The sequence below is a fragment of the Caproiciproducens sp. LBM24188 genome (assembly GCF_054130445.1).
This window is the reverse complement of the sequence record NZ_CP196862.1, coordinates 156,751-171,817: the sequence shown is the minus strand read 5'-3', so window position 1 is coordinate 171,817 and position 15,067 is coordinate 156,751. Positions and strand designations below refer to the sequence as shown.

Annotated in this window: 12 protein-coding genes; 1 reads left to right on the top strand and 11 read right to left on the bottom strand. The window is 53.6% G+C overall.

Annotated elements, in window-relative coordinates:
- Positions 1–18 precede the first annotated feature (18 nt).
- The 11 genes from hisS to ACSVDI_RS00690 form a co-directional block, all read right to left on the bottom strand.
- Positions 19–1,311 carry a histidine--tRNA ligase gene (gene hisS, locus ACSVDI_RS00740; protein ID WP_457943999.1) on the bottom strand — a complete coding sequence of 431 codons (1,293 nt, stop codon included), beginning with the start codon at positions 1,309–1,311 and terminating at the stop codon, positions 19–21.
- A gap of 474 nt (positions 1,312–1,785) precedes the next feature.
- On the bottom strand, positions 1,786–2,190 hold the full coding sequence (locus ACSVDI_RS00735) for a methylglyoxal synthase (protein WP_457943998.1): 405 nt from the start codon (positions 2,188–2,190) through the stop codon (positions 1,786–1,788).
- Between the two features lie 32 nt (positions 2,191–2,222).
- Entirely contained in the window at positions 2,223–2,969 is a 747-nt protein-coding gene (locus ACSVDI_RS00730; RefSeq protein ID WP_457943996.1) for a nucleotide-binding protein, read from the bottom strand.
- A 163-nt stretch (positions 2,970–3,132) separates the two neighbouring features.
- Positions 3,133–5,244, bottom strand: coding sequence for a penicillin-binding transpeptidase domain-containing protein (locus ACSVDI_RS00725; RefSeq protein WP_457943995.1), 2,112 nt, complete (start codon positions 5,242–5,244; stop codon positions 3,133–3,135).
- Between the two features lie 97 nt (positions 5,245–5,341).
- On the bottom strand, positions 5,342–5,854 hold the full coding sequence (gene mreD, locus ACSVDI_RS00720) for a rod shape-determining protein MreD (protein ID WP_457943993.1): 513 nt from the start codon (positions 5,852–5,854) through the stop codon (positions 5,342–5,344).
- Entirely contained in the window at positions 5,855–6,745 is an 891-nt protein-coding gene (gene mreC / locus ACSVDI_RS00715) for a rod shape-determining protein MreC (protein WP_457943991.1), read from the bottom strand.
- 175 nt (positions 6,746–6,920) lie between these two features.
- Entirely contained in the window at positions 6,921–7,934 is a 1,014-nt protein-coding gene (locus ACSVDI_RS00710) for a rod shape-determining protein (RefSeq protein ID WP_457943989.1), read from the bottom strand.
- Positions 7,935–8,160: 226 nt separating this feature from the next.
- A complete protein-coding gene (locus ACSVDI_RS00705; protein WP_457943987.1) occupies positions 8,161–8,709 on the bottom strand; it encodes a Maf family protein in 549 nt (182 codons plus the stop codon).
- Between the two features lie 341 nt (positions 8,710–9,050).
- A complete protein-coding gene (dut, locus tag ACSVDI_RS00700) occupies positions 9,051–9,491 on the bottom strand; it encodes a dUTP diphosphatase (RefSeq protein WP_457943986.1) in 441 nt (146 codons plus the stop codon).
- A gap of 63 nt (positions 9,492–9,554) precedes the next feature.
- On the bottom strand, positions 9,555–11,654 hold the full coding sequence (locus ACSVDI_RS00695) for a DUF3656 domain-containing U32 family peptidase (protein ID WP_457943985.1): 2,100 nt from the start codon (positions 11,652–11,654) through the stop codon (positions 9,555–9,557).
- Positions 11,644–12,162 (bottom strand): cell division protein ZapA, encoded by a 519-nt coding sequence (locus ACSVDI_RS00690; RefSeq protein ID WP_457943983.1) that lies wholly within the window; start codon positions 12,160–12,162, stop codon positions 11,644–11,646. Before ACSVDI_RS00690 ends, ACSVDI_RS00695 begins: the two co-directional genes overlap by 11 nt.
- 444 nt (positions 12,163–12,606) lie before the next feature.
- Here ACSVDI_RS00690 and ACSVDI_RS00685 point away from each other — a divergent pair, with 444 nt between their 5' ends.
- On the top strand, positions 12,607–15,063 hold the full coding sequence (locus ACSVDI_RS00685) for a glycogen/starch/alpha-glucan phosphorylase (RefSeq protein WP_457943981.1): 2,457 nt from the start codon (positions 12,607–12,609) through the stop codon (positions 15,061–15,063).
- Positions 15,064–15,067 lie beyond the last annotated feature (4 nt).

The window sequence follows — 15,067 nt, the reverse complement described above, 5'->3', positions numbered from 1 at the left end:
CCTATATTTTAAAAAATTTTAAAAGGCAATATCGTCCTCGTTTTTGGTTTGCAGGATAATAAACTGTTCCACAAAATCTTCGCCCAGCGATATTTTGGATTTTTCTCCGGTTTTCATATTTTTAATTTCCGCCTTGCCGGATTCCAGCTCGTTGTCGCCCAGAACAATAGAATACTTGGCGGAAATTTTATCCGCATATTTCATCTGGGCCTTCAAGCCGCGGTCGTTCAGGTCGCAGGTCGCCGCAATGGAGTATTCCTGCAGGCGGTGCGCCAGACGGAACGCTTCCAGCTTCGCCTTGTCGCCGAGTGAGGCAATATAAAGGTCACACGTTTCCGGTTCAGGGAATTCCACCTTCTGCGCTTCCAGAATCAGCATCAGGCGTTCCATGCCAAGACCAAAGCCCAGCGCAGGCATCGGCTGGCCGCCCAGTTCTTCTACCAGACCGTCGTAACGGCCGCCGCCGCAAACGGTGCTTTGCGCGCCGAGGTCGCTGGAAACGAATTCAAATACCGTGCGGGTATAATAATCCAGTCCGCGTACCACGGAAGGATTCACGGTGTATGCTACACCTGCCGCATCCAGGCAGGTTTTCACGCCCTCAAAGTGCGCTTTGCAGTCGTCGCACAGGTAATCCAGCATTTTGGGTGCGCCCGCTGCAATTTTGGAGCAGATTGGGCTCTTGCAATCCAAAATACGCATGGGGTTGCGTTCCAGTCTTCCCTGGCAGGTTTCGCACAGCTCTTCTTTGCGGGCGCTGAAATACTCCCGAAGCGCTGCGTAGTATTTGGCACGGCAGTCCGGGCAGCCGATGGAGTTGATTTCTAGCTTCAGGTTTTTCACGCCCAGACGGTCAAAGATGCTTTTTGCCAAACAGATGACCTCTGCGTCGGCAACATAGGAAGCGGAGCCAAGCAGTTCAATGCCGAACTGATGAAACTCGCGCTGGCGCCCCGCCTGCGTATTTTCATACCGGTAGCAGGAGGTGAGATAGAACAGCTTGAGCGGCAGGCCTTCGTTGAAAAGGCCGTGCTCCAGCATGGCGCGCACCGCGCCTGCGGTGCCTTCCGGCCGCAGCGTGATGGAACGGCCGCCTTTGTCGGTGAACGTATACATTTCCTTCTGCACTACGTCGGTGGTTTCGCCCACGGAACGCTGGAACAGGCGAGTATCTTCAAAAACCGGGGTCCGGATTTCTCCGAAACCGTGGAGCTTCGCCTCACTGCGCATTACGTCTTCTACAACCTGCCATTTTTCCGTCTGGGCGGGCAGCAGGTCCTGCGTTCCTTTTTGGGCCTTGATGAACTCCATAGTCAATTCTCCTTTATTTGCTTTATTATAGTGACCAATGAATCGTGGGAAGCCAATACCCTTGCTGAGGAATCAAAAATAAATTGTTTGCTTCGGGCGCTGCCCTCCTTACGGAGGGTACCCCAGCATTTTTCAGACGAAATATTTTGGTCCTCTTTGGTGTTATACGGTTCCCACTTGTTCCTTTTCGGTTTATGTGGAAGTGCGAGTATACAAAAATCCCCCGTCCCAGTCAAAGGGACGAGGGAAAATCCTCGCGGTGCCACCCTTTTTCAAGGGCCGAAGCCCTCCTCTTTATGCCCCGAAACGCGGGGCTCGTTCGGTTCGCGGGTGTCTTCACCATAACCCGTGTGCAGGTGCGTTCTCAGTCACGGCGCGCCCTCCCTGTGGCGGGGTGTTTGGGTACTCTTCCCGGTCATTACCGATAGTTACAATATCAAAATATGAAAGGCACGGGGATCATTCCCCGGGGATTCATCCCTTCGGGTTCAGAATATTGCGCCAGTCAAGGTCGCCGCGTTCCAATCCGTGGATCAGCACTTCCGCAGTCGCAATATTGGTGGCGACTGGGATGTTATGCATGTCGCACAGGCGCAGCAGATTCATGTCGTTCGGCTCGTGCGGCTTGGGGCTCAGCGGGTCACGGAAAAACAGGAGCAGGTCGACTTCATTGCAGGCGATACGCGCCGCAATCTGCTGGTCGCCGCCCTGGGAGCCCGCCAGAAAGCGCTGTATTTCAAGCCCAGTGGCCTCCGAAACCATTTTCCCTGTCGTTCCGGTAGCGCACAGGTCATGTCTGCTCAGAACGCCGCAGTAGGCAATGCAGAACTGCACCATCAGTTCCTTTTTGGCATCATGAGCGATTAATGCAATGTTCATCTGTGATACTCCTCCTGTTCTAACGGTCATCCTTAAAATTTCTGAAGGGGCGCCAGCGGCACCTGCTCGCCTTCCAGTCTGGCCGCAAGGCGGCCGAAAGCCAAGGCACCGGGGCAATTGGCCGGGGCGGGTTCGCTTCTCGCTGCCGCCGCCGCCAGAAGCGGGTCTTCCGGAATGACTGCTATCAGCCGGATTCCTGCCGCGTCAATCACGGTGTCAAGGTCGGGGTAAAAGCCCTGCAGCCGAAAATTACGGCTGCTGAAGCGGTTGATTACCATCCGCTGCTGGGGCACACCGAGTTGCTCCAAAAGCTGCCTTGTCCGATTGGAGTTGCGCAAACACACCGGGTCTGGGGTGGAAACCACCAAAGCCCGCTGTGCGCCGGCGACTGCGCTGGCAAAACCGTTGCCCACGCCGGCCGGACAGTCAATCAAAATATGGTCGTAATACTTGGAAAAAGCTTCTGTCAGCTGCTTCATAATCGCCGGGCTGACAACGTCCTCCTGGCTGCCCGGGGCGGGAAGCAGGAACACATTGGGCAGAGTCCCACAGGCATATACCGCGTCTGCCGGTTCTGCCCGGCCGGAAACGATATCTGCCAAGTCGAACACCCGCTGCTCGGCCACGCCAAGGATATGGTCTAGGCAGCCAAGGCCCGCGTCGCAGTCAATCAGCAGAACACGTCTGCCGCGCGCGGAAAATGCTGCCGCAAGCCCGGCGGAAACGGTGGATTTTCCCACGCCGCCTTTTCCTGAAGTAATTACTGTTACAGCTCCCATGATATAACCTCATTATCATACTACCACAAGAATTCATGCTAGTCAAAGCGTTTTTCTTGTTTGATTTTACAAATTAATAAATTTAAATTTCTATTCACAATTATCGGAAGATATTCCTGAAACTTCACTTTCCCGATTTTAATATTCTTTGCCGGGTGGTTCCTTAACGGCTGCTCGAAGGAGTGGAAGAAGCCGGGGCATGGGTGGCTGGCATGACCAGATTTCCGCTTGCATCCACCGTTTTCCCGTAAAAATAGGCATCAAAAATGTCTTTCGCAATGCTGTTGGAATACAGGCTAGTCGCGCCGTGTTCCAGCACAACGGCAACGGCGATTTCCGGATTGTCATACGGTGCGTAGCCGATGAAGTCAACGTTATCTGAACCGGGGCCTTGTGCCGTACCGGTTTTACCGGCGATGGCAATGCCGTAATGGCCAAACACCGAAGCGCCGGTTCCGCTGGTAATCACGGAACGCATGCCCTGCTGCACGTATTTCAAATTCTGCGCGGAAACGCCGGCGTTGTCCACTTCGGTTGCGCCGTTTTGGGTAATGACCTTAGTGCGGGTGTAATCGGTGATTTTATCGACCAGGTGCGGTTTCAGGCGTACGCCGTTGTTTGCAATGGTCGCGGCGTAGGTTGCCAGCTGCAAAGGAGTAAACTGGTTGTCGCTCTGGCCGATGCCTGACTGTACGGTATCGCCGTAGGACCAGCTTCCTCCGGAAGCGGAGCGTTCTGCCGGGCCGGCCAGAATCCCGGAGCTTTCGCTTAGTTCGATTCCGGTTTTTACCCCAAGCCCAAGCCGTTTGGCGTACAGGTTCATCGTTTCAATTCCGGTGCGGTAAGCCGTATCGTAAAAGAAGATATTGCAGGATTTGGCCAGCGCGGTGTTCAGCGTAATCGGCCCGTGAGTGCCCAGGCAGGTCGGGTGGAAGTTAGGGTCCTGCTTAATAAAGCGGGTGTAGGTGTGGTTGCAGGTAATCACCGTAGAATTGCTGATGGCACCTTCCTGCAGTGCGGCAAGCGCCACACTGGGCTTAAAGCTGGAACCGGGGGTGAATACGCCGTTGAAGGCCCGGTTAATGAGCGGATGCGTCTTGTCCTTTACCAGGGTGGAATAATAGCTGGTATTGTCCAAATATTGGTTTAAATCATAGCTTGGGTAGGTGGAAGCGGCCAAAATGGCAAAATCCTTTACGCGGATGACCACGGCCGCGCCGGCCACGCAGTCCTCGCCGTGTTTGGAGGAACTCCCTTTATAATGTTGGGCGCACAGCTTTACGCCGTTCTGTTGAGTAGCTTTTACGTTTTTGGCAAGCGATACGTTCAACACCTTTTGCAGGTTGCTGTCAATCGTTAGAAAAACCGAATTGCCGGAAACGGGCGCTTTGGTTACCGTTTCCGATTCCAACGCACCGGACTTGTTCGTTTCCACGACCTTTTCGCCTTGCTTGCCGCGCAGGGCGCTTTCAAACGCCTGTTCAATGCCGGTTTTGCCAAGGCGGTCGTTCAGGGCGTATCCCTTGTCTTTCAAGGTATCGTATTCTTCTTTGGAAATCGAACCCACATAGCCCAGAATGTGCGGCATCAGGTCGCCCAGCGGGTACTGCCGCTCGGTGGTGACCTTTGTCGTCGCACCGGGCAGACGGGAGGAATTTTCGTTAATAATGGCGACCGTTTCCTTGCTTACATCTTTTGCAAAAGTATAAGGCGTGGAAAGGCCGAATCCGGATTTGGTCATGTTGTACCGGACGGATACGATGGCCCTGGTTTCCGCCTTTGTATAGCCTGTAATTTCGTATTTCTTCACCAGTTCGCTCATGCACTGCTCTGCAGTCGCATAGGAGTTCATGTTTAGGAAATCCTTTGCCTTCAGGGCGGCAACTTCCTTTTCCTTGCCGGCGATAAACTGATAGGTTCCGTTCTTGTCCAGTGTGATGGGAAGCGTGTCTTCCCATGTTTCCCCGCGTTTGGTAAGCAGCGCAATCAGCTGAGCGATGGTTTTGTTGGCGGTACCGTCCGGCATATGTGCACGGTCAAACACAATGGCGTAAACGGTTTTGTTTACGGCCAGCCCTACGCCCTTGGCGTCCAGAATTTCGCCTCGCGCGGCATCCATGCTGACCTTCGCCACGCTGGACGAAGTGGCCTTTTGCAGCCAAGAGGATCCGTTCACAATCTGCCAATCCACCAGGCGCAGGCAGTAAACGGCCAGCACGGCCATAACGATGATTCCGCAAAAAATGTATCTTGCGTTTTCTTTCAGCTTGCTCAAGGCCAACCTCCAGTCTTTTTCGGTTCAATCACGGTTTATGAATCATCAAGCATTACGGACAATCAAAACATCTATATTCAGGGAATCAACGGAGCAGTTATTCATTCTTGGTGCGAACTTGCAGTGCCAGCGCGCGGTTGAAATAATAGGCAATGGGCATCAGCACCACGGTATAAAGGAACCGGGGTGCGTAATGCGCCGTCAGCGCGTAAATTGATTCGCTGTAATCTGCCAGTACATAGAAAAATACCCATTGAAGCAGCAGAATGGCTCCGGTGACCAGCACGGCAACAATCATAGCGGTTAGAAAATTGGTGCGGATGAGGTTCGCTGCCAGAACCCCCAGAAAGTAGCAGACCAACATCAGCAGCAGGCCGTGGAACCCCAGGGCGCCGCCGATACCGAAGTCAATCAGCAGGCCGCCGAAAAGCCCAAAAGCCATGGAAGCCAGTTCGCTTTCAAACAGGGCAATGGCCAGCACGGCCGGAATCAGCATGACCGGGCGCGCGCCGAACATCGAGGGAATCAGCCCCGGTGTTTCCTGAACCATAAAAACGACCAAAATTTCAATTGTATAGGCGAAATAACGAATCCACTTCAGCTTTTCCATTTACTTCGACCCGCTCGAGGGTGTGGATGACGAGGCGGTATCCCCCGGCAAAGCCTGCCCCTGCCCTTCAAACGAAGTAATGACCATTACGTCGCGGACGGTTTTCACATCGACAAACGGTTTGACTTCCGCGTACAGCGAAACGTCATAGGGGTCGTGATCCACCTTTGTTACGGTCCCGATTGCCAGGTTGCGTGGGTACACCCCGCCCAGTCCGCTCGTTACGATGATATCCCCCGCCTTTACGGTGGTGTTGGCATCCAGGTATGACAGCTTTAAAAGGTTGCTGTCCGCCATTTTAATGTTGCAGTTGATGACGCCGGAGTCGCGGTTCACCTTGTCGACCGCACTGATTTTGGTGTCCGGCGAAAGGATGGTGGTCACGCGGCTGTACCCCGCACTCACGCTGGAGATCCAGCCGGCTACGCCGTTTTCGGTAATGACCGGGTCGTTCAGCTTTACGCCGGAAGAAGACCCTTTATCAATTTGGAAGCTGTAAAAATCGCTGTTCGGGTCCCGCCCGATGACCGCGGCCGAAACCGGCTTGAAATCCTTGTTTTCATTTTTCAGCTCCAAAAATTTTCGCAGCTGTGCGTTTTCCTGCTGATACGTATAATAATTGATTAGTTTTTTGTTGAGCTCCGCAATTTGTTGTTTTAGGGCGTCATTTTCCGCCAGCAGTTCCGCGTTGGAACGCGTCGCAGCCTGTGTTGTGGCCACGGCGTTGTTGGTCACCACGGTGCTGACCTTCTGCATGGGGGTTGAAACAAAACCGAGCAGGCTGGAAACGACGGAACCGCCGCTGCCCGCGGTGTAAAGCATCAGCCCGAACAGAATGAAAGCTAGAGCCACAACCAGTTTAAAGCCATTGGAATGAAAGACGTCTTTCAACGCAGCACCCCCTTGCCAATTAACAATGAATCATGAATGATGAACAATGGACAATAAATGGTATGCTGCACTTACGCGTGCACGCATTGCCCACTCTGAAAAAATAGGCGGAGAGTTCACCTACCCTCCGCTCGTTCAAATGCATAGAAACCGCTTCCATCTGCGGGTTCGTTTGTTATTTGCGGTTATTTTTGTAGTAAGAGGACGGCATGGTTATCTCAAGCTGCTTTCCGGTGCCGTTTACTACACAGTCCAGCGGGCTTTCTGCCACGTGGACGGGCATTCCGGTTTCCAGCTCTACCAAACGGTCCAGACCGCGCAGCAGCGCGCCGCCGCCGGTTAGCATAATGCCGTGGTCGATAATATCTGCAGAAAGCTCCGGCGGAGTCTTTTCCAAAGTAGATTTAATCGCATCGACAATCATGGACAGCGGGTCGCTCAGCGCCTCGCGTACCTCTTCGGCGGTGATGGTCACATTCTTTGGCAGGCCATCCACCAGGTTGCGTCCTTTAATTTCCACGCTGGCGTTCTCGTTGTCTTCCGTCGGGTAAGCGGAACCGATTTGGATTTTAATGTCCTCTGCGGTACGTTCGCCGATAAGCAGATTGTACTTTTTCTTAACATAGGAAATAATGGATTCGTCAAACTTGTCCCCTGCCACACGGACGGAAACGGAAGTAACGATGTCGCCCAGCGAAATGACAGCGACTTCGGCAGTACCACCGCCGATATCCACCACCATGCTGCCGGTCGGGTCGCTGACAGGAAGGCCCGCGCCGATTGCAGCGGCCATGGGTTCTTCAATCAGTTCCACGTTGTTTGCGCCGGCCTGACGGGCGGCGTCCTCCACAGCGCGGCGCTCAACTTCGGTCACGCCGGACGGGATGCAGACGATAATATGCGGGCGGGAGAACGCATTTGTTTTAATTGCTTTGCGGATAAAGTGTTTGAGCATGGTCGCGGTGATGTCGAAGTCGGCAATAACGCCGTCTTTCAGCGGTCGTACGGCAACAATGGAGCCAGGCGTACGTCCGATCATTTCTTTTGCCTGGGTGCCAACGGCAAGTACCGTATCGGTACGCACATCAACGGCGACAACGGAAGGCTCGCGCATGACGATGCCTTTGCCCTTCATAAAAACAAGGGTATTCGCAGTACCCAAATCAATTCCTATATCTTTTGAAAACATGTATCATTTTCCCCTTTCAGCTCGCACAAAATAGTGGGAAGCAACTTTAAAAAGGCGTAAAACACAAAGCGAGGAAAGGCGCTTCCCGTTCGTTCAACGAACTCCAAGTCCCAGTCCGGTTTTAAAGTTCATTTACGACATATCTCAGATAGAATCTATTATACCCTTTTCAACATCATTTCTCAACACTTAAATTATGAACAATCTGGAATTCATACATGCAGAGTCACAGGCTTTTCAGCAGACGGTTGATTTTGCCGATGGGAAGCCCCATTACATTGTAAAAATCCCCGTCAATCCGCTTTACCAGCAGCGCGCCGCGCCCCTGAATGCCATATGCCCCGGCTTTGTCCATCGGTTCGCCGGTGGCAAGGTACGCTTCAATATCGCTATCCTTCAGCGTGTAGAATTCCACGGAGGTGCATTCGTGCCCGGTCACCATTTTCCCGCCGGAAATGATGCAGTACCCGGTGTAAACCTGATGCACGTTGCCGCTCAGCAGCTTCAGCATAGCCTTTGCTTCCTGCTCATCCTTGGGCTTGCCTAAAATGCGCCCTTTCAATACCACAAGAGTGTCCGCGGCAAGAACGATGTCGTCTGGGTGGTCCTTTGCCACCAGCTTTGCTTTTCGTGTGGAGAGCTGCTCCACAATCTGTACGGGTGGTGTTCCCCGTAAATAATTTTCGTTTGCCTCGGGGGGCACGACGGAAAATTCGTAGCCGGCCATTTTTAAAAGCTCGCTGCGGCGCGGCGAAGTGGACGCCAGGACTAACATTCTTACAACCCCTATTCTTTTACAAAATTCATTGTACAGGGAAAGATGATTTTTTACCCCGAAAACAATCACAGACTTTTCTTTCGATTTTTACACAGTTGTTGTGCCTAAAAACGGTCTGCGATTCTCGAAATGCATTAAAAATTCTATTCGATATTTTATCCTGTTCTGTGTGTTTTGGCAATAGAATGCATAAAATTTTGGGCGATTTTCTGTCGGTCTGAAGTCCTTGTTTTTTACAAGAGATTCCACCACAACATTATTTCCCGTTTTCTGCCATACAAATCGAAAAGAGGACTGCTGCAAAACCATTTTGCAGCAGTCCTCTTTTCGCGGGAACATTATTTCCCAGTGGAGCCAAATCCCCCGGCACCGCGTGCTGTTTCACCCAGGTCATCTGTTTCCTCCACAGCGGGCAGAAGCACCGGCATTACGACCAGCTGGGCAAAGCGCTCGCCCGGGGTCAGGGTGTACGGGTGGTCGCTCAGGTTGCAAATCCCCACAATCAGCTCCCCGCGATAGTCGCTGTCAATCACGCCCACGGCGTTGGAAAGGGAAATTCCATGCTTTACCCCCAGCCCGCTCCGCGCAAACAGCAGGCCGACGGTTTCCGGCCCCGGCAGCGCAATGGCAATTCCGGTGGGAATGCGGTACAGTCCGCGCGGCTCCAGTGTGAGCGGCGCGTCCAACAGGGCGTACAGGTCCATTCCTGCGGAGCCGTCGCTTGCACGGGTGGGCAGTACGGCGTTGGGGTGCAGTTTTTTGATTTTCAGCGGCTGCATGGGTATTCCTCTTTCTTCTCTTTTCGTTGTGAAATCCCGTTTTGTGCGGGATGTGTTTTACCTTTATTCAATTCCACGGTAGTACAGTCCGCGGGTATAATCCCCCGGCAGAGTGCCGCCGGTGAAGTATCGTTCCAGAACCTCCTGCGCCTGCGCGCGGGTTTCTGTTGTGAAGCGCAGCACACCGAAATCCTGATTGCGCACTTCGCTCAGCCGGTCCGACATGGAAAGCACCACCGAATTCAGCACTTCGCTGCAGCTGCCATAACACTGGACAGGGAACGGTACGCCTTTGCGGTCCGTCAGGAACGGAGCGGTTTTGCAGTGGAGGCATCCGCCCGGTCCGTTGGCCGCGGGGCAGTTGCGCGACAGCATTAACGGCAGCCGTCCATAAAGCAGCAGGCCGCGCGGCAATTCCCCACCGATGTTGGCGGCCTGCTGCAGGGTTAGTTCAAACGAAAGCTCCGTGTCGGCTAAACCGAACTCCGTATACCACGCAAGGGCGGCGGAATTGGTGATGTTCAGGGAAAATCCGCCGTGAACGTTCAGGCCGAGTTCTTTCCCCAAGGCGGCCGCACCAAGGTTCCCGGCCCAAACATCGGTAATGCTTGCTTTTTTCAAATCGGAAAGACGGCGGCGCAGGGCATCTTCCATTCCAAACATGCCGCGCGGCAGTTCTACGGCGACCGGATATCCCTCTTTACGATAGTCTTCTAGTAATTTTAAGTCCGTATAATACGGAACGTATACTAACTCACATTGTTTGGCCGCTTCCGGCAAATCGGCGTGGAAAAACCGCGCACGGAATTTCATGGGTTGGGCGCGGTGACTGCCGGATTCCGGGAGCGGGTGCGTTGTAAACGGCACCGGTTTTTTTTCGCTGCGCTGGGTGAGCAGCTGTTCCAGCACGTCCCGGCGCAGGGCGTTCAGCGAGGAAACCGCAACGGAAAGCCCTTCTCCGATTTCACAGGAAATCTCAGCGGCATAAAACGGCGTACCGCCGGTTTTCCGCAGCTGTTCTTCGCAGCGGGCGCGGTCGACTGGGCGGTGCAGGGCGTCCTGCGGGGGTTCGCCTTCGGCTTTGGCCGCATGGCCGTTTTCATCCCGCGCGGAAAGGACAACGGGTTTCCCTTTTTGAATGCGAAGCATAAAATGAACCGGAATACGCTGCATTTCATTCTGATACAGCGTATGCAGGCTGGCAAACACAGCGCTGGTTGCACCGGTCACATCCTCTTTGGAACGCACGCCGAACATCTCGCGGCCCAGTTTTGCATCGGGGTATCCGGTGGTGAAACCGGAGCGGGAAAAGACCGCCCGCAGATTTTGCAGCAGTTCGTCCGGCACCGGTTCTCCATCCGCCGCAAAGCGGCAGGCACGTGCGGCGGCGGCCACATATTCGGGGCGTTTCATGCGGCCCTCAATTTTTGCGCTGCAAACGCCTGCACGGCGCAGCTCGCCAATACGCGGAATCATGGACAAATCCTTCAGACTTAAATCGTGTCCCGTGCCCCCTTGTGCGGAAAACGGAAGGCGGCAGGGCTGCGCGCACATACCACGGTTGCCGCTGCGCGAACCGAGAACCGCGCTGAAATAACACTGCCCGCTGACCGACATGCACAGCGCACCGTGCACAAAGGCCTCCAGCTCCACGGGGGTAGCGCGGTGAATCTCTACAATTTCCCGGAGGGAAAGCTCACGGGACAGCACCACCCGACGGATACCCGCCTGTTCCAGCACCAACGCGCCCAGCGGCGTATGGATGCTCATTTGGGTGGAGGCGTGCACCCGGAGCTCTGGCGCGCATTTGCGCAGCAGGTACAGCAGCCCGGTGTCCTGCACCAGAACCGCGTCTACCGGGAGCGTACAGGCATAACGAAGGAACTCGAGCGCGGCGGGCAACTCGTGCTCAAGCAGAATAGTATTCACGGCAAGGTACACTTTTACACCACGCGCGTGGCAGTAGCGAACTGCCTCCTTCAGCTCTTCGTCGCTGAAGTTTTTTGCGGAGGCGCGTGCGCTGAACGACCGACCCCCAAGATACACCGCGTCCGCGCCGGCGCGGACAGCGGCGGTCAGGCTCTCCATCGAACCTGCTGGGGCAAGGACCTCCATTGTCTGTGCGGGTTCCGTGGAACCCGCGGAAAATGCGTTATTCTTCATCCGTGTTCTTCTCAAAAAAGCTGATAAAACCTTCCTGCTCCGGGGTTACCTCGTGCTGAACCCGGGTGTAGCTGCCGGTTTGGGCGCGCTGCACGGGCGGCGCAGCATTGGGCTTTTGTGCCGGAGAAACCGTTTTTTCCTCGTCTTTTCCGTCGGAGGATCCCTCGGTCAGCTTTGCACGCAGGGCTTGAAGCTCCTTTTTCAGCCGGTCAATTTCCTTCTTAGATTCCTCTGCTTCCGTTCTGGCACGGTTGGAATCCTCCAGGTAATCCTTGATCTGGGAACGGAGGTTGTCCGCCGCACGGGCAGCCTTGTGCGCTTCGTCGCAGTAATTCAGTGCGGCGAGCATGGCCGCCATGGAAACGGAAATGTGCTCGTTCCGGCTGGTAATGTCCTCAATAGCCTGTTCCACTTCGTCGCCAACGGAACGAATGTAGCTTTCTGTGTCTTCTGAACTGATGACAAATTCACTGCCGCAAATATTCAGTTTGATTTTATTTTTACTCATGAAGTCATACCCTTTCACACATTTGCGGATTCTGGCCCGCTTGTTTCCCGCGGTGCAGTTTTCATTTACTTTGTTTGCTTCGTTTCACATGATTAAATTCATTATAATACATTATAACATAAGAAAGAAGAAGTTTCATTAAATTTACCGTGATTCCGGGGAAAACTTGCAAAAGAGCAGGGCAATGGTTCCAGCGGGGACAGGAAGTTTTATGTATTTTGTTCAAGCTTCATAAATATAGGCATTATTTTGCTAATAATAGAGCATGTCCGTATGGACGTTGTATCAAACCGAAAAAACCTTGATATAATGGTAAATATAGCGGATTTTTATCCCTGTTGCTCCGATTTTTACTACAGTTGAAAAAACCGGATAATTGGTATATAATCAACATAAATTATTGGTTTTGGCAGGCCCGCCCGGGCAATCATGGAGGAATCTTTTATGAACAATAAGTTTTCCAGTGGAACACGTTCTACCGCAGCAATAAAGAAAAGCATCTTGGGAAAATTGGAATCCGTCTTCGGCGTCAGTCCGGAAAACGCCACGGATGAACAGTACTATAAAGCGGCAGCGCTCACGGTTCGCGACTTTATGGCGCAGGAGCGTGCCGAATACCGGGAGCGCACGGAACGAACCAAAACCAAGCAGGTGTATTACCTTTGCATGGAATTCCTGCTGGGACGTTCGCTGAAAAACAACTTGTTCAACCTGGGGCTGGAAGAAAACTTTCGGGCGGCGCTGGAGGAGCTCGGCGTAAAGCTGGATGCCCTGTATGAGCAGGAGCCGGACGCCGGGTTGGGCAACGGCGGGCTGGGCCGGCTTGCCGCCTGTTTTATGGACGGACTTGCTTCGCAGGGCTACCCGGCCATGGGGTATTCCCTGCGGTATGAATACGGCATTTTCCGCCAGAAGCTGGTGGATGGCTGGCAGACCGAGCTGCCGGATTTCTGGCTGCCCGGGGGAAAAATCTGGATGCAGGCCGTGCCGGAAAAAAGCGTGGAGGTTCATTTCAACGGTCGGATTGAAGAGTATTGGAACAACCAGTATCATGTGGTAAAACACAAGGATTATACCAACGTGCTGGCCATTCCGTACGACATGTATCTGCCTGGCTATGGGGGGAAGGGAATCAGCCGATTGCGCATTTGGGAGGCTTCCTCCCCTGAATTCGACATGAAGCTGTTCAACAGCGGCGAATACCTGCGCGCTATGGAACAGAACGCCATGGCGGAGGCGATTACCAAGGTTCTGTATCCGGAGGACAACCACATTCAGGGCAAAAGCCTTCGCTTGACCCAACAGTATTTTCTGGTCTCTGCCACCATACAGGACATTATCCGCCGCCATCTGTTCCGCAACAGCACGCTCGACAATTTGCCGGAACTGGCCGCGATTCATTTAAACGATACACATCCGGTTCTGGCCATTCCGGAAATGATGCGCATTATGCTGGACGAATGCGGATACTCATGGGAAAAATCGTGGGATATTGTGACCCGCACCGTTTCCTACACCAATCATACCGTCATGCCGGAAGCGCTGGAGTGCTGGAGCGTGGATCTTTTCAAAATGATGCTTCCGCGCATTTATCAAATTGTGGAAGAAATCAACCGCCGCTTCTGCGCGGAGCAGCATGCCCGTGGTGTGGATGGCTATAAAGTTGGGCGTATGGCGCCGCTGAACGACGGCTATGTAAAAATGGCGAATCTTGCCGTAGCAAGCTGCCACACCGTAAACGGGGTGTCGCAGCTTCACAGCGAAATTTTGAAAGACCGTGTGTTCCATGATTTTTACACCGAAATGCCCGAAAAGTTTACAAACGTTACCAACGGCATTGCACACCGTCGCTGGCTGAATCAGGCAAACCCGAGGCTTGCCTCCCTGATTACCGATCTCATCGGCAACGGATACCTCCATCGCGCAGGGGAACTGGAGAAACTGATGAACTTCCGGGATGACACGGCGGTGCTGGAAAAGCTGGCACAAATCAAACGTGCCAACAAGGAACGGCTGGCAAAGTATGTCTTAAAGGAAAACGGAATTGCGCTGAACCCGGATTCCATCTTCGACGTGCAGGTAAAGCGGATGCACGAATATAAGCGGCAGCACCTGAACGCACTTCAGATTCTGACCGTTTATCAATACCTGCGCGAAAACCCGGATGCTCCATTTACCCCGCGCACCTATATTTTCGGAGCAAAAGCTGCGCCCGGTTATTATTTTGCCAAAGAAATGATCCGTTTTATTGTGAATTTGGGTAATACTATTAACAGCGACCCGCGCGTGAACCAAAAAATGAAGGTTGTCTACTTGGAAGACTACCGCGTAACGCTGGCGGAGCTGCTGATGCCCGCCGCGGACATCAGCGAGCAGATTTCCCTTGCGGGTACCGAGGCTTCCGGCACCGGCAACATGAAGTTCATGATTAACGGTGCGGTCACGCTTGGCACGCTGGACGGCGCAAACGTGGAAATTCGCGAGGCGGTGGGCGACAAGAACATCCTCCTTTTCGGCATGACCGCCGAAGAAGTCACCGCTCTGCGGCCCAATTATATTCCACGCAGGATTTATCAGGAAAACGCCGTCATCCGCGGCGCGATTGACGAGATGAACCGGGGATTTGGCGGCGTTGACTTTCATCATATTGGCGATTCGTTGGTTAACAGCGACCCGTACATGGTTTTGGCGGATTTTGAGTCCTTCGCTCGCGCACGGAAACGTTCGGAAGAGCTTTATGCCAACCAGTCGGAATGGCAGCGCATGTGCCTGACCAACATTGCGAACGCGGGGCGTTTTGCCGCCGACCGCGCCATTGCGGAGTACGCGGAGCGCATTTGGCACGCCACTCCGGTGCCGGAAGAAGGCCGCCACGGGCGGAAAATTCGGCAGAAGGAGTAAGCTG